Origin of the sequence: Deinococcus sp. JMULE3 (assembly GCF_013337115.1) — a bacterium.
In the GTDB taxonomy this organism is placed as follows: domain Bacteria; phylum Deinococcota; class Deinococci; order Deinococcales; family Deinococcaceae; genus Deinococcus.
This window is the reverse complement of sequence record NZ_SGWE01000004.1, coordinates 3,061,774-3,079,924: the sequence shown is the minus strand read 5'-3', so window position 1 is coordinate 3,079,924 and position 18,151 is coordinate 3,061,774. Positions and strand designations below refer to the sequence as shown.

Annotated in this window: 15 protein-coding genes and 1 pseudogene; 8 read left to right on the top strand and 8 right to left on the bottom strand. The window is 70.3% G+C overall.

Annotated features, from left to right (window positions below; all coding sequences use genetic code 11):
- Positions 1-14: 14 nt before the first annotated feature.
- The gene (locus EXW95_RS17900) at positions 15-395 is read left to right on the top strand and encodes a hypothetical protein (protein ID WP_174368607.1); all 381 of its coding nucleotides are present in this window, start codon (positions 15-17) and stop codon (positions 393-395) included.
- Positions 392-784 (top strand): inorganic diphosphatase, encoded by a 393-nt coding sequence (locus tag EXW95_RS17895; RefSeq protein WP_174368606.1) that lies wholly within the window; start codon positions 392-394, stop codon positions 782-784. The genes EXW95_RS17900 and EXW95_RS17895 overlap by 4 nt, the downstream gene beginning before the upstream one ends.
- 14 nt (positions 785-798) lie before the next feature.
- On the opposite strand, the gene EXW95_RS17890 is transcribed toward EXW95_RS17895, so the two are convergent.
- The 4 genes and pseudogenes from EXW95_RS17890 to EXW95_RS20795 form a co-directional block, all read right to left on the bottom strand.
- Positions 799-1,662, bottom strand: coding sequence for a hypothetical protein (locus EXW95_RS17890; protein ID WP_174368605.1), 864 nt, complete (start codon positions 1,660-1,662; stop codon positions 799-801).
- 256 nt (positions 1,663-1,918) lie between these two features.
- Positions 1,919-2,599: a response regulator gene (locus EXW95_RS17885; protein ID WP_174368604.1), complete on the bottom strand. Its 681-nt coding sequence runs from the start codon at positions 2,597-2,599 to the stop codon at positions 1,919-1,921.
- A complete protein-coding gene (locus EXW95_RS20800; RefSeq protein ID WP_371810149.1) occupies positions 2,596-3,318 on the bottom strand; it encodes a sensor histidine kinase in 723 nt (240 codons plus the stop codon). Before EXW95_RS20800 ends, EXW95_RS17885 begins: the two co-directional genes overlap by 4 nt.
- A 421-nt stretch (positions 3,319-3,739) precedes the next feature.
- Positions 3,740-4,120: pseudogene (locus EXW95_RS20795) on the bottom strand (sensor histidine kinase); the annotation flags it as partial.
- A 254-nt stretch (positions 4,121-4,374) separates the two neighbouring features.
- Here EXW95_RS20795 and EXW95_RS17875 point away from each other — a divergent pair.
- The 3 genes from EXW95_RS17875 (at position 4,375) to EXW95_RS17865 (ending at position 7,435) form a co-directional block, all read left to right on the top strand.
- Positions 4,375-5,325, top strand: a complete 951-nt coding sequence (locus EXW95_RS17875) for a tripartite tricarboxylate transporter substrate binding protein (RefSeq protein ID WP_174368603.1) — start codon at positions 4,375-4,377, stop codon at positions 5,323-5,325.
- Between the two features lie 92 nt (positions 5,326-5,417).
- Entirely contained in the window at positions 5,418-5,936 is a 519-nt protein-coding gene (locus EXW95_RS17870) for a tripartite tricarboxylate transporter TctB family protein (protein ID WP_174368602.1), read from the top strand.
- Positions 5,936-7,435, top strand: a complete 1,500-nt coding sequence (locus EXW95_RS17865; protein ID WP_174368601.1) for a tripartite tricarboxylate transporter permease — start codon at positions 5,936-5,938, stop codon at positions 7,433-7,435. Before EXW95_RS17870 ends, EXW95_RS17865 begins: the two co-directional genes overlap by 1 nt.
- A gap of 60 nt (positions 7,436-7,495) precedes the next feature.
- On the opposite strand, the gene EXW95_RS17860 is transcribed toward EXW95_RS17865, so the two are convergent.
- Positions 7,496-7,687, bottom strand: coding sequence for a hypothetical protein (locus tag EXW95_RS17860; protein ID WP_174368600.1), 192 nt, complete (start codon positions 7,685-7,687; stop codon positions 7,496-7,498).
- 71 nt (positions 7,688-7,758) lie between these two features.
- On the opposite strand from EXW95_RS17860, the gene EXW95_RS17855 reads away from it, so the two are divergent.
- A complete protein-coding gene (locus tag EXW95_RS17855; RefSeq protein ID WP_174368599.1) occupies positions 7,759-10,467 on the top strand; it encodes a BTAD domain-containing putative transcriptional regulator in 2,709 nt (902 codons plus the stop codon).
- A 60-nt stretch (positions 10,468-10,527) separates the two neighbouring features.
- On the opposite strand, the gene EXW95_RS17850 is transcribed toward EXW95_RS17855, so the two are convergent.
- Both EXW95_RS17850 and EXW95_RS17845 read right to left on the bottom strand, forming a co-directional pair.
- Entirely contained in the window at positions 10,528-10,830 is a 303-nt protein-coding gene (locus EXW95_RS17850; protein WP_174368598.1) for a putative quinol monooxygenase, read from the bottom strand.
- Positions 10,827-11,597: a type 1 glutamine amidotransferase domain-containing protein gene (locus tag EXW95_RS17845; protein ID WP_174368597.1), complete on the bottom strand. Its 771-nt coding sequence runs from the start codon at positions 11,595-11,597 to the stop codon at positions 10,827-10,829. The genes EXW95_RS17850 and EXW95_RS17845 overlap by 4 nt, the downstream gene beginning before the upstream one ends.
- A 380-nt stretch (positions 11,598-11,977) precedes the next feature.
- On the opposite strand from EXW95_RS17845, the gene metH reads away from it, so the two are divergent.
- Positions 11,978-15,721, top strand: coding sequence for a methionine synthase (gene metH, locus EXW95_RS17840; RefSeq protein WP_174368596.1), 3,744 nt, complete (start codon positions 11,978-11,980; stop codon positions 15,719-15,721).
- On the top strand, positions 15,718-16,458 hold the full coding sequence (locus tag EXW95_RS17835) for a methylenetetrahydrofolate reductase (protein ID WP_174368595.1): 741 nt from the start codon (positions 15,718-15,720) through the stop codon (positions 16,456-16,458). Before metH ends, EXW95_RS17835 begins: the two co-directional genes overlap by 4 nt.
- A 361-nt stretch (positions 16,459-16,819) precedes the next feature.
- Here the strand turns inward: EXW95_RS17835 and EXW95_RS17830 are convergent, their stop codons facing one another.
- Positions 16,820-18,106, bottom strand: coding sequence for a DUF4139 domain-containing protein (locus tag EXW95_RS17830; protein WP_174368594.1), 1,287 nt, complete (start codon positions 18,104-18,106; stop codon positions 16,820-16,822).
- Positions 18,107-18,151 lie beyond the last annotated feature (45 nt).

Genomic DNA, 18,151 nt, shown 5'->3' with positions numbered 1-18,151 from the left:
CGCGGGCGGGTAGCATGGACAGCGTGAGGCGTTCCCTGCTCCTGCTCGCGCTGCTGTGCCCCGCCCTGGCGGGGTGCCGCTACAACTTCGTGCCGCTGATTCCCGGCCAGATCCAGCCGGAACTCCCGGCGCGCGTGACCGGCGCGACCCTGACCCGCGACGGCGAGACGCTGCTGCTGCGCGCCCAGGTGGACGGTCCGATCACGCCCGGATTCCTGAGTGTCGCGTGGTTCAACGGCTCCCAGGCCATCGGCACGGACAGCGTGTACCTGGACGACACGCAGCGGGCCGCGACGTTCAGCCTGCGCGCCCCCGAGAAGGGCGCGTACCGGGCGGTGCTGTCCTTCGGCGGGACGGTCCTGCGGCAGGTGGAACTGTACGAGGTGAAACCGTGAGGGCGTGGCGTGGCGTCGTCGAGTGGACGGCGGGGCAACGCGAACGCTTCGTGTGGCGCGACGGTCGGCTGGAACCCCTGCGGGTCGAGGCGCGGGAGGCGCCCGTGAATTACGGCTGCCTGCCCGGCACGCTGAACCCGGCAGACAATGCCGAGGTGGACGCCGTGTGGCTGGGCGAGCCGCTGCTGGTGGGCACGGTGCGCGAGGGGGACCCGGTGGGCCTGCTGCACCTGCATGACGGGGATCACAAGGTGATCTTCAGCGAGGGAGCGCCGCGCGGCGCGGCCCTCAGGGCGCTGCTGGCGTGGTTCCCGCCAGAACGCGGCGCGACCGTGCAGGACGCGCAGGCGGCGCAGGCGTGGCTGGCGGACCTCCAGCTGCAGGACTGACGTTCACTGCCTGCTCAGGGCGTGTGCGTGCCCTGCGTCCAGTCCTGCGTCAGGGCGCGGACCTGCCCGGCGACCCAGGTCATGGCGTCGCTGCCGGGGTAGGTGACGGCGCTGTGGTCCTCGCGGGGCGACACGAAGCGGGTCAGGCCGCGCGTGGTGCCGTCCAGGCGCACGTTGCCCTCCACCTCGAAGAGGTAGTTCACGGCGAACCCGTTGGCCGCGCCTCGCCTGGGGAGGCGTTTGCTCTGCACCTCGATGCCGCGCGCGACGTTCGGCCACACGACGTCCTTGCCGTTCACGCGCTGCCCGGCGACGGTCAGGGTGTCGCAGGCACTCAGGGGGGAGAACGGGTCGGTGGTGCGGATCAGCGGTCCGAAGTCGGTCTTCCAGCCCAGGCAGATGCCGTCCAGGTCGATCTGCGCGGCGAAGGGCACGTCGGGCCGGTCGCGGGTCAGCTGGTGCAGCCACGCGACGCCCTGCGAGTGCCCCAGCAGCACGAGGCGGGGCGCGTCGGCCCCCCAGGTGGCGCGCAGGGCGTCCAGGTCGTGCAACAGCGCCGCGTACCCGCGCTGCGGCGTTCCGGTGAGGCCCGAGGTGAATTCGGACAGGGGACTGCTGGCGTAGTTCGCAGCCTGGACGCTCATGCCAGCCGCCTCGAATTCCTGCGCGACGCGGTCCACGGTGCCGCGCGAACCCAGGTACGCCCAGTTGTCACGCGGGGCGACGCACGGCACGCCGCAGCGCCCCGCGACGGACAGAATCACGACGTCAGGCGCGGCCCCCTGCACGTTCAGGGCTGGGGTGCGGGTGGACTGCACGGTCAGGGTGGGCGCGCAGGCGGTCATGAGCAGCAGGGCAGGAAACAGCGCGAAACGCATCGGGTGAACAGTGTAGTCGCTGCCGCGCCTGCCGGGCCGTGGTGCGGGCACGGTCCCCGCCGGGTCATACGTGATTCAGGTGATTCCAGGTCATTCGGAGTCGCCCGGTGGCCCCCTCACCCTTCCGTCGCTTCGCTCCTCAGCTGCGCCGCTCTGCGAGTCCCTCCCTCTCTGCTCCGCAGCTCTCCGAGTCCCACAGGGGGAGAGGGGACAATGGAACGCGATCACGGTGCAAGCAAATCAATTTCATCCCGGATCAGGGGGTGCGCGCCCGGTACAGTTTCACGGGTCGCCCGGCGTTCCCGTACTGGTGTTCCAGCGTGGCCTGCTCGCTGCGGACGAGGTGTTCGAGGTACCGCCACGCGGTCACGCGGCTCAGGCCCACCTGCTCGCCGATCTCCTCGGCGGTGACGGCCTGCGGGGCGCCGGTCAGGGCCTGCGCGACGCGGTCCAGGGTGTTCGGGTCGATGCCGCGCGGCAGGGTCGCGGCCTGCGGCGCGCCGTGCCCGAGCAGCCGGTCGAGGCGGCCCTGGTCCAGGCGGGCCGCGCCGGGCGGCGGGAGGCGCCGGGCGCGGTGGCGGGACAGCAGGTCCTGCAGGCGCGCGCCGGTGAAGGGTTTGATCAGGTAGTCGAACGCGCCGTGCGCGAGGGCCAGCCGGACGCTGGCCTCGTCGTCGGCGGCGGTGATCAGGGCGACGTCGGTGGTCAGGCCGTGCGCGCGCCAGTGCCGCAGCAGGCCCAGGCCGCTGCCGTCGGGCAGGTGGACGTCCAGCAGGATCAGGTCGGGCTTGAGTGCCTGGGCCAGTGCGTCGCCCTGGGCGCAGGTGGCGGCGCTGCCGACGACGTGCACGTCGGGGTCGCGTTCGAGCAGGTCGCGGTTGATGCGGGCGACGCGCAGGTCGTCCTCGACGAGCAGCACGCGGATTCGGGCGTTCATGCGGTCACCTCGGCCGGGTCGGTGGGGCGGTGCGGGAGGGGCTGCGGGAGGCTCAGCTGGAAGACCGTCAGGGGGCCGCGCCGGGTGTGACGCAGCGTGCCGCCCAGGCCCTGCACGCGCGCGTGGACGCCATGCAGGCCGTACCCGCGCCCCTCGCCCTTGCTGCTCGCCCCACGGTTGAAGAGGGTGTCGCGCAGGGTCTCGGCGACGCCGGGGCCGCTGTCCTCCACCTCGACCTGCATGCCGTCCGGGTCCTCTCCGACCGTCACGGTGACCAGTCCGGGCTGACCGGCGAGGGCCTCAAAGGCGTTCTCGGTGAGGTTCCCGACGGCGCTGACCAGCGTGTCGGCGTGGCGTTCCCAGTGCGGCCCCAGGTGGCTTCCCTCGGTGATCTGGAAGTCAATGCCGAGCTCCTGGGCGCGTTCACGCTTCCCGGCGAGCAGCGCGACCAGCCGGGGCACCTGCACGTCGCGCAGCAACTGGCGGAACTGCGCGTCGGCGTGAATCTCGGCGTTCAGGACGCGCAGGGCCTCCTCGGAGCGGTCCAGTTGCAGCAGGCCCGAGAGGACGTGCAGGCGGTTCTGGTACTCGTGCGTCTGGGCGCGCAGGACGTCCACGAAGCCCCGCGCGTGCGTGAGTTCCTCCGCGAGGGCCAGCGCCTCGGCGCGGTCGCGGAAGCCCGCGACGAACCCGCCGCCCTCCAGCGGTTCGAGGTTCACGAGGACCGGCTGGCCGCGCAGCGTGACTTCCAGGTTCTGCGCGCGGGCGACCGGGTGGCCGGCGGTCAGGAGGGCCAGTTCCGGCCAGAGGGTCGCCAGTGGCGCGGGGACTCTGGCCGCCCAGCAGGGTCACGGCGCGGTCGCTGCTGAGCGTGACCAGCCCGCCCGCATCCACCGCCAGCACGCCCTCACGCAGGGCGGCCAGCACGGCGCGCTGCTGGCGGGCCAGCGCGGCGATCTGCTCGGGTTCCAGGTTCAGGATCTCGGCCCGCAGGCGCCGCGCGGCCCACACCGCGCCGACGGTGCCCAGGCCCAGCGCCAGCACGAACCACGGCAGCAGGCTGATCAGTGCGCTGCCCACCAGATGCCACACCTGCGGCATGAGGTACCCGGTGCTGACCACGCCCACCACGCGCGTGCCGGGCACGCCGCCCGCCCAGACGGGGACCTTGCCGCGCACACTCAGGCCCAGGCTGCCGCGCGCGACCGACACGACCTCCTGCCCGGCCAGCGGCTGCACGTTGTCGCCGCCCTCCATGGGTTTACCCAGCCGTTCGGGGACGGGGTGCGCCAGCCGGATACCCCGCGCATTCCCGACCACGATGAAGTCCGCGCCGGCCTCCTCGCGCAGCAGGTTCACCTGGGCGTTCAGGCCAGCGTCCTGCGTGCCCTTCTCGGTGCCCTGCACCACCGCGGGTAGTTTCGCCACGATGCGACTGGCGGTCAGGGCGCGTTCACCCAGGCGTTCGCGGGCCTCGCCGTACAGCTGCGCGGTCTGCACGCCGACCAGCAGAGCGGTCATGGCGCACAGGACGATCAGGTGCAGGCGCACCAGTCGGCCCTGCAGGTTGGGACGGCGTCGGTTCATGGGTGTTCGCTCCCGATTGTAGGAGGCGGCAGCCCCACCTTGGCAGGGGTTGCGTACATTCCGTTCACGGGCGTGCATTGCGTGCACGGATTGCGCGGCCAGCACGCAAAAAACACCTTGTTCCGCCGGTCCGGGGGGCGTACTTTACGGGGGACACCACAACCCACCCCCTCACCGGAGGAACACCCATGAAGAAAACCGCCATTCTGGCCGCGTCCGCGCTGTTGACCCTCGCCACTCCCGTCACCGCCCAGGGCGTCAGCAACCTGCGCATCATGGCTCCCGCCAGCCCCGGCGGCGGCTGGGACCAGACGAGCCGCGCCATCCAGACCGTCCTGCAGAACCAGGGCATCGCCAAGCCCGTGCAGGTGTTCAACGTGCCCGGCGCGGGCGGCACCATCGGCCTGGCGCAGCTGTACAACAGCAAGGGCGACGGGAACCTCCTGATGACCATGGGCCTCGTGATGGTCGGCGCGATCCAGACGAACTCCTCGAAGGTGGACCTCAGCCGCGTCACGCCGATTGCCCGCCTGACCGGCGAGTACGAGGTCATCGTGGTGCCCGCCAGCAGCCCCTACAAGAACCTGGGCGACCTGGCCGCTGCGTGGAAGGCCAACCCGAATCTGCCCTTCGCGGGCGGCAGCGCCGGCGGCACCGACCACATGCTCGTCGGGCTGTTCGCCAAGGCGGCAGGCGTGGACACGAAGAAGATGAACTACGTGCCGTTCAGCGGCGGCGGTGAAACCCTCGCCGCGGTGCTGGGCAATCAGGTGACGGCCGCCGTCGCCGGGTACGGCGAGTTCGAGGCGCAGATCAAGGCCGGGAAACTGCGCGCCCTGGGCATCAGCGCCCCCAAGGCGCAGCCCGGCATTCCGGTGCCCACCATGAAGTCACAGGGCTTCAACGTGGAACTCGCCAACTGGCGCGGCATCGTGGCCGCCCCCGGCCTGAGCAGCAGTGAGAAGGCCGCGCTGGTGGCCGTGATGGACAAGCTGCACGCCAGCAAGGAATGGAAGGACACCCTGAAGACCCGCAACTGGACGGACCTGTACATGAGCGGCAGCAAGTTCGACGTGTTCCTGAAGCTGGAAGCCAGCCGCACCCGCGAGATTCTGAAAGACATCGGCCTCGTGAAGTAAGGCCTGCAGCTGGTCGTGCCGGGCGGTGGCGAGTTTCCTTCGCGCCGCCCGGCCCCACGTTCCCCCACCCCCACCCCCGCCGAGGTACGTGAATGTCTGACCCCTCCCCCACCCTCACCCCGCCCGCGCGGCCCGCGCTGAGCGTTCCGGACCTGCTGGTCGCCGTGGGCGTCCTGATCGTCGGGGCGCTCCTGCTGATCGGTACGCTGAAGATCCCGTTCGGCATCAATGCCTTCGTCGGGCCGCGCGTGTTCCCGATGATCGTGTCCGTCGGCACGCTGGCCCTGGGCGCGCTGCTGCTCGTGGCGACCCTGCGCGGCTCCCGGGCCGAACCCGCCGCCGAGGAGGACAGCGACCCGGACGCCCAGCCGGACCTGCGTCAGCCGGGCCTGATCCTGGGCGGCTTCCTGATCGGGTCGCTGATCCTGGTGCCGCTGGGTTTCGTGGTGGGCACGGCCGTCATGTACTTCAGCGTGGGCTTCGCGTTCGGTGAGCGCCGCCTGCCTCTGCTGGCGGGCGTCGCGCTGATCGTCGCGCTGGTCACGTACGTGGTGTTCACGCGCGGCCTGGGCCTGACCCTGCCGCCCGGCATTCTGAAAGGGGTGCTGTGATGGAGGCCGTCACCTCCCTGCTGGCGGGCTTCGAGACGGCCCTGACCCCGCTGAACCTGCTGTGGGCGCTGATCGGCGTCACGCTGGGCACGCTGGTCGGCGTGCTGCCGGGCATCGGCCCGGCCCTGACGGTCGCGCTGCTGCTGCCCGTCACGGCGCAGTTGCCGCCCGTCAGTGCGTTCATCATGTTCGCCGGGATCTACTACGGCGGAATGTTCGGCGGCAGCACCACCAGCATCCTCCTGAACACGCCGGGCGAGTCGAGCAGCATCATCACCGCGCTGGAAGGGAACAAGATGGCCCGGCGGGGCCGCGCCGCCGCCGCACTGGCGACCGCCGCGATCGGGTCGTTCGTGGCGGGCACCATCGGCACCATCCTGCTGACGTTCGCCGCGCCCGCCATCGCGGACGTGGCGGTGCAGATCCCGCCCAGCGCGAAGTTCGCGTTGATCATGCTGGCGTTCGTGACCATCAGCGCCACGTTCGGCGGGTCGCCCCTGCGCGGCCTGATCAGCCTGTTCCTGGGTCTGGCGATCGGCCTGGTCGGCACGGACCTCCAGAGTGGTCAGGCGCGCTTCACGCTCGGCTACCCGGAACTGCTCGACGGGATTGACTTCGTGACGGTCGTGATCGGCCTGTTCGCCATCGGCGAGACGCTGTTCGTCGCCAGCCGCCTGCGCAAGGGCAAGGCCAGCGTGATCAAGCTGGACGGGAACGCCCGCATGAACCGCGAGGACTGGCGGCGCTCGTGGAAACCCTGGCTGCGCGGCACGGCGCTGGGCTTCCCGTTCGGCGCGATCCCAGCGGGCGGCGCGGAGATCCCCACGTTCCTGTCGTACACGCTGGAGAAGAAACTCAGCAAGCACCCCGAGGAGTTCGGCAAGGGCGCCATCGAGGGCGTGGCGGGGCCGGAAGCGGCGAACAACGCCTCGGCGGCGGGCGTGCTGGTGCCGCTGCTGACGCTGGGCCTGCCGACCAGCGCGACCGCCGCGATCCTGCTGGCCGCCTTCCAGCAGTACGGCCTGCAACCCGGGCCGCTGCTGTTCGTGACCAGCCCGGAACTGGTGTGGGGCCTGATCGCCAGCCTGTACATCGGGAACGTCATGCTGCTCGCGTTGAACCTGCCGCTCGCGCCGGTCTGGGCGAAACTGCTGCTGATTCCCCGTCCGTTCCTGTACGCCGGGATTCTGGTGTTCAGCACGGTGGGCGTGTACTCGCTGAACAACAGCGTGTTCGACCTGTTCCTGCTGGCGATCTTCGGCGTGATCGGCTACGGCATGCGCCGCTTCGACTTCCCGGTCACGCCCGCGATCATCGGCGTGATCCTGGGGCCGGTCGCGGAGAGTCAGTTCCGGACCGCCATGCAGCAGAGCGGCGGGGACATGAGCGTGTTCGTGCGGCAGCCGCTGTCGGCGTTCATCCTGCTGATCGTGGTGGCGGCGCTGGTGGTGCCGCAGGTTCTCAAGGCCCGCGCGGCGCGTCAGGGCACGGTCGGCTGAACACAGTCGGAACAGGAAGAGGTCGGGCGCGTCATGGCCCGACCTCTTCCCATGGTGGCTTCAGCGTATGCCGCGCCCTTCCAGCAGCAGCCACAGGTGACGCAGCAGTTCGTCCACGTCATGGAAGGTGCGGGCGTCCTGGGGTCGGCCCTGCGGTTCCAGCCGGACCGTCGGTCGTGACGGTGCAGTGGCGGATGGGGCAAGGGGTTCGATGCGGATCAGGTACTCGGTGGGGGGATTCGGGGGGGTCACGGGGGCTCCTTGCTGATCAGTCTGACCGGGGGGGTGTTGCACGGGCGTTGCGCGGTACACTGGGGACACTCATGAACACCGGGTCAGTGCTGGTCCTGCGGACGCTGGGTGTGCCCCGCGCCAGCGTGGTGGGCGCGCCGCTGGACGTCACGGGCAAGAGTCTGGCGCTGCTCATGTTCCTGGCGGTCGAGGGCGAGACGCCGCGCGAGGTGCTGGCGGACCTGCTGTGGTCCGATCAGGAGGGGGACGCGGCGCGGCGGAACCTGCGGGTGCAGCTGCACCGCCTGAAGGGAGCGGGCCTGTCGGACTGGCTGGAGGTCGGGCCGGGCGCGGTGGCGTTGCGGGGCGAGGTGCAGGTGGACCTCCTCGCGCTGCGGGCGGCGCTGGCGTCGGGGGACGTGGCGGGCGCGGCGGCGTTCGCGCGGGGGCGGTTCCTGGATCACCTGAGCGTACCGGGCGCGGCGCAGTTCGAGGAGTGGCAGGAGCGCGTGGCAGGTCAGGCGCTGGAGGAGCAGCTGCGGGCGCTGGACGCCCTGGCGGCGTTCGAGGCGGGTCGGGGTGGGTGGGCGGCGGCGCTCTCGGCGCACGCACAGGCGCTGACGCTGGACCCGCTGCGCGAGCGGAGCGTGCGGGCACAGATGGAGGTCCTGGCCGCGATGGGGCGCCGCGAGGACGCGCTGGACGCGTACCGGTCGCTGTGCCGCCGCCTGCGGGACGAGCTGGGGGCCGAGCCGCTGCCCGCCACGCGGGTGCTGGCCGAGGGACTGGAGCGGGACCGCCCGGCGGCTCCTCCGGCGGCGGCGCTGGTGGGCCGCGCGGCGGAGGTGCTGGCGCTGCGCGCGGCGCGGACGATGCTGGTGCTGGGCGAGGCAGGGATCGGGAAGTCCCGCCTGCTGCGCGAGGCGGCGGGGGACGCGCTGGTGCTGCGCGGCGCGCCGGAGCTGACGCCGCTGCCGTTCGGGGCGCTGCTGGACGCGTTCCGTTCGGATACGAGCGGGCTGGCGTGGTGCCCGGAGTTCCTGCGGCCGGGGCTGGCGGCGGCCCTGAGCGCGCCGGGCGGCGTGGCGTCCACGGACCGTGGGGCGATGCTGGACGTGCTGGCGCAGGCGCTGCTGGCCCTGGCGGGTGGGCGCGCGGTGGTCGTGGAGGACCTGCACTGGCTGGACGCCGGGTCGCTGGAGGCGGCGTTCCTTGCGCTGCACCGGGGCGCGCGGCACGTGTGGCTGTCGGCCCGCCCGGGGGAGTTGCAGGAGCGGGCGGAGGTGCTGGCGGTGCTGGGCCGCGTGAACCCGGCGCGCCTCACGTTGACCGAGTTGCCCAGAGAGGCTGTGAACGAGCTGATCGCGGGACTGGCGGGTGGGGAGGCGCCGCTGTTCACCGCGCGGCTGTTCGAGGCGACCGCCGGGCACCCGCTGTTCCTGATGGAGACGCTGCGCGACCTGCGCGAGCGGGGTCTGCTCGCGGAGCGGGGTGGGCGCTGGCACACGCCGTTCGATGCGTTCACGGTGGATTACGCCGAGGTGCCGGTCCCGCCGTCGGTGACGCAGGCGATCCGGGGCCGGGTGGAGCGGCTGGGGCGCGTGACGCGGCAGCTGCTGCAGGCGGGGGCGCTGTGGGGCGAGTCCTTCCCCGTGTCGCTGGTGGCGGGGTGCGTGGGCGTGCCGGTCGGGGAGGCGCTGGACGAGCTGGAGCGGGCGCAGGAGGCGCGGCTGGTCACCCCGGACGGCGCGGGGTTCCGGTTCGGGCATGACCTGCACCGCCGGGCGCTGCTGGAGGACCTGGGCACCGCCCGGCGCGGGCACCTGCATGGGCAGCTGGCGGCGCTGGCCCCGGACGGCACTCCGGCGGGCACCGTCGCGCAGCATTTCGAGGCGGGCGGGCAGCCGGAGCGGGCGTGGCCGCTGTGGGTGCGGGCGGCGCGGGAGGCCGAGGGGCTGTTCGCGCACGCCGACGCGTTCGCGCTGTACGGGCGGGCGCTGGCGTGCGGGGCGCCGCCGCGTCAGGCGTTCGCAGTGCGGGTAGCCCGCAGTGAGCTGTGCCGCCACCTGGACGACGAACCGGGGCGCGAGGCGGAACTGGACGCGCTGGCGGCGCTCGCGGCCGGGCTGGACGACGCGGGGTGCTGGGCAGACCTCGCCGCGCGGCGCGCGAAGTGGCACACGGAACGGGACGAGTACGCCCTGGCGGTCGCGGAGGTGCGGGCAGCCCTGGGGCGTTTCGGCGGGGCGCTGGATGACGATGTCCGCTCGGCGCTGCTGCTGGAGGGTGGCGCAGCCATGGCGTGCCTGGAGGACTGGCCCGCGTCGGCGGAGTGGCTGCAGGAGGCGCTGACCCTGACGCGCGAGCGACTGCCGGTGCGGGCCTCGAACGTCCTGTACTGGCTGGGGTACGGTGCGTACCGGTCCGGAGAGTACGCGCAGGCGGCGGTGGCGTACCGGCAATCGGTGGACGTCCTCCCGGCGGGCACGCTGTCGCGCGGGCGGGTGCTGAGCCTGTGGAAGGTCGGGGCGTGCCTGCGCCGAATGGGGCAGTGGTGCGAGGCGTCGGCGGCGCTGCGCGAGGCGGACGACAGCGCCCGCACCCTGAACGCCGGGTCGATCCGGGGCCTGATCGTCGCGGAGCAGGCGGCGCTGGCGTTCGATCAGGGCGAGCGGGAGGTCGCGTCCGCCCTGGCCGCCGAGGCGCGGACCCTCCTGAGCCCCGGTGGGACAGAGGGCTGGGACGTGCTGAACCCACTGCTGGCCGCGCTGGCATCCGGTGCGGTCCCCGCGACGCGTTGAGCATACGCGGGAGGCCGCCTCCCGGACCTGATCCGGTGGCGGCCTCGTACGTGTGTCAGGTCAGGCGACGTCGATTTCCTGAAGCACCGTCACCTCGGGAGCGCTGGCGAACCAGTCGCCGGCCTTGGCGCGGTACGCCTGGTAGTGCTCGCTGTCGCGGTGGGCCTGCGCGGCGGCCTGATCGCGGTAGCGTTCCTGCACGTGCAAGCGGACGGTGCCGTCCTTCTCCTCGCGCAGCAGGTCGTAGCGGAGGTTGCCTTCCTCCTGACGGCTGGCCTTGACCATGCTCAGCATCTCGGCCTGGACGGTGTCGACGTGCTCGGGTTTGGGCGTGATGATGGCGTGGACGGCGATGACGCTCATGCGTTCACCGTGTCGCCCTTCAGCGCGCCGAGGAGGGCGGTGACGAATTCCTCGTCGCTCATGGGGTTCTGCCCGGTGATGAGTTCACGGTCACGCACGACGTGACTGGTGTACTTGCCGCCGTTCTGCACGTCCATGCCCGCGGCGCGCAGGGCGTCGGCGGGGTAGTACTGCATGGGGGCCTCGAAGGTCTTCTCGGCGTCCTGCTCCTCGGGGGTGCTGAACACGGTGGCCTTGTACCCGTCGTAGATGAAGTCCTGCGCGGCGGGCGTCTCGCCGTTCTGCAGGGCCGTCTGGTAGGCGGCGGCGTCCTGCTGCGCGGCGAGCAGGGCGACGGGTGCGTGGCAGATCAGCGCGGTGGGCTGGGCCTTCTCGTGGAAGTGGCGCAGGACCTTGCCCAGGTCGGCGTCGCGCATGAGTTCGATCATGGGGGCGTGCCCGCCGGGCAGGAACACCGCGTCGAACTGGTCGAGGTTCGCGGCAGCGTCGCTCAGCTTGTGGATGGGTCCGCTGAGGGTCTGCTCGACGAAGGCCTTGATCTGCTGGTGTTCGGCCTCGTCCTTGAAGAAGTCCTTGGTGTCGCTGCCGTGGTCCATGGGGGGGCGGTTCCCCTTGGGCGTGGCGATGGTCAGCTTGTGGCCCTCCTGGGTCAGGCGGTGGGCGGGCACGCCGAATTCGTTGAGGTAGAAGCCGGTGGCGTGGGTCTGGCCGTCCTTGAGCGGGAGCTGGTCTTCGCTGGACATCACCACGAGGATGTTCTTGGTCATGGGCGACACCTTATGCGCCGACAGGCGGGCCGACTGTCGAACCCCTTACTTTGCTTTCTAAAGCATTCAGGTTGGGTGAAGACGCCCTGAACCCGGCGGCCCTGTCCATGCACGTCACGGTGGGCGGCTCACGCGGCGCGCTATCCTGCCGGGAACCGCGCCTGCCGGGCGTGGTCATCCAGAACCGCCGGAGGGAATTTTCTGCCCTGTGATGGCGTGGCAACCGGCCCTCATTGCGGCACTCGGTGCTTTCAGAGAAGACCCGCGTGGGTGCGCTGACGATGGTGCGAGCGGGGACGATGGCCCAGAAGCGGCGCAGCACTCGCGCAAGGACTTTCGAGGCCGCCCAGGGGCGGCTTTCTGCTGTACAGGGGTAGACCATGAGTACCGATATCCGCGCCGAGGCGCGCAAGAGAATCTTGATTCTGGACGGAGCGTGGGGCACGCAACTCCAGCAGGCCGGACTGACCGAGGCCGACTTCCGCTGGGACGGCGCCGATCCGCTGCGGATGTACCGGGGGAACTTCGACCTGCTCCAGCTGACGAAGCCAGACGTGATCCGCGCCGTGCACCGCGCGTACTTCGAGGCGGGGGCGAATATCGCCAGCACGAATACCTTCAACTCCACGACGATCAGTCAGGCGGACTACGGCACCGAAAGCATGGCGCGCGAGATGAACGTGCAGGGCGCGCGGCTGGCGCGCGAGGTGGCCGACGAGTTCACAGCTCGCGACGGGAAACCCAGGTGGGTGGCGGGGAGCATCGGCCCGACGAACCGCACGGCGACCCTCTCGCCGGACGTGGAACGCCCGGAATTCCGCAACGTGACCTACGACGATCTGGTGGCCGCGTACACCGAGGCCGCCGAGGGCCTGATCGAGGGGGGCGCGGACCTCCTGCTGCTGGAGACGGTGTTCGACACCCTGAACGCCAAGGCGGCGCTGTTCGCCTGCGAGGAGGCCTTCGCCCGCACCGGGAAGACGCTGCCGGTGATGCTGTCGGGCACGATCACGGACGCGTCCGGCCGCACGCTGAGTGGGCAGACGCCGGAAGCCTTCGCGATCAGCACCGGGCACGCGAACCTGTTCAGCCTGGGTCTGAACTGTGCGCTGGGCGCGGACCTGCTGCGCCCTCACCTGCGCGAGATCGCCGCGAACACAGAGGCGCTGGTGTCGGTGCATCCGAACGCGGGCCTCCCGAATGCCTTCGGGGAGTACGACGAGACGCCGGAGCACACGGCGAGCGTGCTGGCCGACTTCGCCCGCGAGGGCCTCGTGAACATCGTGGGTGGGTGCTGCGGCACCACGCCCGAGCACATCCGCGCGATTGCCGACGCGGTGCGCGAGATCACGCCGCGCACGGCCCCGGAGCAGCCCGCCGTGCTGCGCCTGAGCGGCCTGGAACCGCTGAACGTCACGCCGGAACTGAACTTCGTGAACGTCGGCGAGCGGACGAACGTGACCGGCAGCCCCAAATTTGCTAAGGCCATCCTGGCCGGGGACTTCGACGCGGGCCTGAAGATCGCGCGGCAGCAGGTCGAGAACGGCGCGCAGATCGTGGACGTGAACTTCGACGAGGGCATGCTCGACGGCGAGGCCGCCATGGTGAAGTTCCTGAACCTCCTGGCCGGTGAACCGGACATCAGCCGCGTGCCGCTGATGCTGGATTCCAGCAAGTGGGAGATCCTGGAGGCGGGCCTCAAGCGCGTGCAGGGCAAGGCGGTCGTGAACTCGATCAGCCTCAAGGACGGCGAGGAGAAGTTCCTGGAACGCGCCCGCCTCCTGAGGCGTTACGGCGCGGCGGCGGTCGTCATGGCCTTCGACGAGCAGGGACAGGCCGACAATCTGGAACGGCGCATCGAGATCACCTCCCGCGCGTACCGCCTGCTGACTGAACAGGTGGGCTTCCCGCCGCAGGACATCATCTTCGACCCGAACGTGCTGACCGTCGCGACCGGCATCGAGGAGCACGACCGTTACGCCATCGACTTCATCGAGGCGACCCGCTGGATCAAGGCGAACCTGCCGGGTGCCCTCGTGTCGGGCGGGATCAGCAACGTGTCGTTCTCGTTCCGGGGGAACAACCACGTGCGCGAGGCGATGCACGCCGTGTTCCTGTTCCACGCGATCCGCGCGGGGCTGGACATGGGTATCGTGAACGCCGGGATGCTCGCCGTGTACGAGGACATCGAACCCGAGCTGCGCGACGCGGTGGAGGACGTGATCCTGGCCCGCCGCCCCGACGCCACGGAACGGCTGCTGGAACTCGCCGACCGCTACAAGGGCATCAAGCGCGAGGTCGGCGCGGGCAGCCCCTGGCGTGACCTGCCGGTGCAGGAACGCCTGAAGCACGCGCTCGTGCAGGGCATCGCGGACTTCGTGGACGTGGATGCCGAGGAGGCGTATCAGGAACTCGGCTCGCCGCTGAAGGTCATCGAGGGACCCCTGATGGACGGCATGAACGTGGTGGGCGACCTGTTCGGGGCCGGGAAGATGTTCCTCCCGCAGGTCGTGAAGTCCGCCCGCGTGATGAAACGCGCCGTGGCGTACCTCACGCCGTACATGGAAGCCGAGAAGCAGGAGGCCGGCGGCAAAGGCAAAGTGCTGCTGGCAACCGTGAAGGGCGACGTGCACGACATCGGCAAGAACATCGTCGGCGTGGTGCTGGCCTGCAACGGGTATCAGGTGACGGACCTGGGCGTGATGGTGCCCACCGAGAAGATCCTCGACGAGGCCGAGCGGATCGGCGCGGACGTCATCGGCCTGAGCGGCCTGATCACCCCCAGCCTGGACGAGATGGTCACCGTGGCCCGCGAGATGACCCGCCGCGGCCTGACCCTGCCCCTGCTGATCGGCGGGGCGACCACCAGCCGCGCGCACACCGCCGTGAAGATCGACCCCGCGTACCCCGGCCCCGTGGTGCACGTGCTGGACGCCAGTCGCGCCGTGACGACCACCGCCGACCTGCTGGCCGACCCGGCAGGCGTGCAGGACCGCGTCCGCGAGGAGTACGACGCGCTGCGCGAACGGCACGGCGGACGGCAGGTGCGCCTCATTCCTATCGAGGACGCCCGCGCCCGCGCACCCCAGGTCTCCCCCACCCCCGCGCCCGCCCCACGCGAACCGGGCCGTCAGATCATCGAGCAACCCATCGCGGAGCTGCTGGACTTCATCGACTGGACGCCGTTCTTCATCGCCTGGGAGATGAAGGGCATCTACCCGAACATCCTCACCGACCCCCTGCGCGGCGAGGAAGCCCGCAAACTGTTCGCCGACGCACAGGCGCTGCTGCAACGCGCCATCGACGAGAATCTGCTGACCGCGCGCGGCGTGATCGGCCTGTGGCCCGCCCGGCGCGACGGAGACGACATCGTGGTTGATATTGAACGGTTGATGGTTGATGGAAACGACCAGACCCCGTCATCTATCAACCATCAACCATCAACCATCCTCCACACCCTGCGGCAGCAGCGCGACCAGACCACGCCGAACGCGGCACTGGCGGACTTCATCCTGCCGGACGGGGATCACATCGGTGCGTTCGCCGTGGCGATTCACGGGGCGGAGGAACTCGCGGCCGCGTTCGAGGCGCAGCACGACGATTACAACGCCATTCTGGTCAAGGCGATCGCAGACCGGCTGGCCGAGGCCTTCGCGGAGAAACTCCACCGGGACGTCCGCGTGCGCCACTGGGGCTACGCGCCCGAGGAGACGCTGGGCAACGACGACCTGATCCGCGAACGGTACCAGGGTATCCGCCCCGCGCCCGGCTACCCCGCGCAGCCCGACCACACCGAGAAACGCACGCTGTTCACCCTCCTGAACGCAGGGGAAGTCGGCCTGCGCCTGACCGAGTCGTGCGCCATGACGCCCGCCGCCGCCGTGTCGGGCCTGTACTTCGCGCACCCTGAGGCCCGCTACCTCGCCGTGGGCCGCATCGGCCGCGACCAGACCCTGGACTACGCCCGCCGCAAGGGCCAGAGCATCGAGGAAACCGAACGCTGGCTGGGACCGATCCTCGCGTATGACCCGGCGGGTGTTGAAAGTGGACAGTTGATAGTTGATGGTCGGAACCCGTCAACCATCAATCTTCAACCATCGACCGCGGCCGGAGGCGGCCAGTGACGCGAGTGTCTGTCGAGCTGGTGCCCCGGTCCCGTTCTGGCCTGCGCGCGGAGATCGCGGAGGTCGCAGGCGCGCTGAGCGGCGTGGATACCGTGAACGTGCCGGACCTGACGCGGTACTCGCTGCGCTCCTGGGTGGGGTGCGGCTTCGCCCGGCCGGGTTTCGCGGCGATTCCGCACCTGCGCGCCGTGGACTTCAACCCGCGTGAGCCGCTGCCGTTCCTGCCCATGCTGGAGGAACACGGCATTCGTGAGGTGCTCGTCGTGACCGGGGACGCCCCGATCGACATGAGCGCGAAGGTGTACGACCAGGACGCCGTGGACCTGATCCGCCGCCTGAACCGCGACGCGCCGCACCTGCGGGTGTACGCCGGGCTGGACCCGTACCGGCAGTCGTTCGTCCGCGAGCGGGATTACCTGGAGCGCAAGCTGGACGCGGGCGCGGCCGGGTTCTTCACGCAGCCGTTCTTCGACCTGCGCCTGCTGGACACCTGGGCGGACCTCCTGCCGGACGGCACGGACGTGTGGTGGGGCGCGACGAGCATTCTCACGGAAGCCAGCTTCAACTACTGGCGCGCCCGGAACCACGCGGTGTTCCCCCGCACGTTCACGCCCACCCTGGACTGCAACCGCACGTTCGCCCGTGACCTCCTGACCTTCGCCCGCGAGCGGGAGCAGCACGCGTACTTCATGCCCGTGAAGGTGAACGTGCTGGAGTACCTGGGTGGCATCCTCTGAGCGACTGGGCTGTGAACCACCCCCACCCGGCCTCCCCCCTGAAGGGGGAGGAGCAAGGCACAAAGAAAGTCGATCAGCGGAACGAAACGTCCCACCCACCTACTGACCGCCGACTGCCACCGGCCGTCGTGCGCGAAGCGCGCGGGCCTTACGGGGGCGACAGGATGGCGTCGAGGCCGGACCCGTCACTGCCTATGCCGACCGCGCCGCAACAGTAAAGCCTCTTGCCGAGCGCAGCGACCGCTCCCCCTGCCCCTCTGGGGTACTCGTATGAGCCGCTTGCGGAGGGGGCTGGGGGGTGGGGCGACGAACGAAATGAGCCTCCCAGGAAATCCGGAGAGGCCCACATCCCGCTGAAGCTTCAGCTGTTGTCGATCACGACCGTGAAGCTCTTGCTGACCTTGCCCTTGGCGGGCACGTCGACGCGCAGGTTCGCGGTGCCCTGGTTTTTGACGGGGGCGCTGGTGTCGATGATGATGATGCGGCCGCCGATGCGTTCGGTGATTTCGGCGCGGACGGCGCGGTCTTTGCTGCTTTCAAAGGCGTAGGTGACGCGGTAGGTAGTTTTGGTGATGTTGCCTTTGGTGTCTTTGGTCTGGGCGGTCTGCTGGACGGTGCGGGTGTAGCTGAGGTCGGGGTCTTCGCCTAAGGAGAAGTCGATGGTGCCGCCCTGGCGGGTGTCGGGGATGCTGGTCTGGCCGACGATGCGGCCGTCTTCGCGGACGGTGATGGGGCCTGCGGGGAGGCGCTGGTCGGCTTTGAGGCGGTAGGAGCGGTTCAGGTTGCCTTCGCGGGGGCTGGGGTCGAAGTAGGTCTGGAGGCCGGCGTAGCGTTCGAAGGTGTTGAGTTTGGGGGTGATGAAGGGGAGGGTGGTGACGCTGTTCGCGGGGAGTTGGAAGGGGGTGGTGAGGGCGTAGCGGTAGAGGCCGCGGAGTTCGCCCTGGCTTTCGATCTTGGGGGCGGGGGCGGCGCTGGTCATGACGTCCATGGCGGCGCCGCGCATCATGTAGGCGGCTTCCTGCTGGTTCTGGATGTTGACGTCTCCGGCGTAGAGTTCGGTGTTCTGGACGTCGTAGGCCTGTTCGGTGGTGTTGCGGATGTCGGCCAGGGCGGCCAGTTGTGCGCCGCTGCTGCTGGCTTTCAGGGTGTAGCGGGGGGTCCAGGTGACGGCGCGGGTCAGGTAGCTCAGGGTGCCCTTGCCGGGCTGGGCGAGGGTGTAGGTGACGCTCTGGGTGGGGGCCTGGGGGTTGGCGGGTGGCGCGGCGTCGAACTGGAGGTCTTCGTAGCGGGCGGTGAAGTAGCGGCCCTGGGCGTCCTTGACGAGCAGGTCGCGGGCGCGGATCAGGGTGACGGGTTCGGTTTTGCCGTCTCGGCGCAGATAGATGGTCTGGCCTTCGAGGCTGCTGAGCCAGTTCGCTTCCTGTTTCTGGATGGCCTGCGTGAAGGTGAGGCCTTCGAGGTCGAGGCTGCCGGACAGAATGTTCTGCCAGGTGTCGAGGGGCAGGTTCAGGCGGAGGGTGTTCGTGTCGGCGGTGACGGGTTCACGCACCTCACTGAAGCTGGGGTAGATGCGCAGGTCGGCGGCGCTGGCACTTCCGAGGGCGAGGGTGGTGGCGACGGCAGCGGCGACGGACAGGCTGTTTTTCATGTCTGGATGGTGACCCGCCGCTCAATATGAGATGTGAGAGCGTGC

Coding starts and splice junctions, on each gene's coding strand:
- EXW95_RS17845 (WP_174368597.1), bottom strand. CDS start 11,597: ATGACCAAGAACATCCTCGTGGTGATGTCCAGCGAAGACCAGCTCCCG.
- metH (WP_174368596.1), top strand. CDS start 11,978: ATGAGTACCGATATCCGCGCCGAGGCGCGCAAGAGAATCTTGATTCTG.
- EXW95_RS17885 (WP_174368604.1), bottom strand. CDS start 2,599: ATGAACGCCCGAATCCGCGTGCTGCTCGTCGAGGACGACCTGCGCGTC.
- EXW95_RS17870 (WP_174368602.1), top strand. CDS start 5,418: ATGTCTGACCCCTCCCCCACCCTCACCCCGCCCGCGCGGCCCGCGCTG.
- EXW95_RS17865 (WP_174368601.1), top strand. CDS start 5,936: ATGGAGGCCGTCACCTCCCTGCTGGCGGGCTTCGAGACGGCCCTGACC.
- EXW95_RS17875 (WP_174368603.1), top strand. CDS start 4,375: ATGAAGAAAACCGCCATTCTGGCCGCGTCCGCGCTGTTGACCCTCGCC.
- EXW95_RS17830 (WP_174368594.1), bottom strand. CDS start 18,106: ATGAAAAACAGCCTGTCCGTCGCCGCTGCCGTCGCCACCACCCTCGCC.
- EXW95_RS17900 (WP_174368607.1), top strand. CDS start 15: ATGGACAGCGTGAGGCGTTCCCTGCTCCTGCTCGCGCTGCTGTGCCCC.
- EXW95_RS17850 (WP_174368598.1), bottom strand. CDS start 10,830: ATGAGCGTCATCGCCGTCCACGCCATCATCACGCCCAAACCCGAGCAC.
- EXW95_RS17855 (WP_174368599.1), top strand. CDS start 7,759: ATGAACACCGGGTCAGTGCTGGTCCTGCGGACGCTGGGTGTGCCCCGC.
- EXW95_RS17890 (WP_174368605.1), bottom strand. CDS start 1,662: ATGCGTTTCGCGCTGTTTCCTGCCCTGCTGCTCATGACCGCCTGCGCG.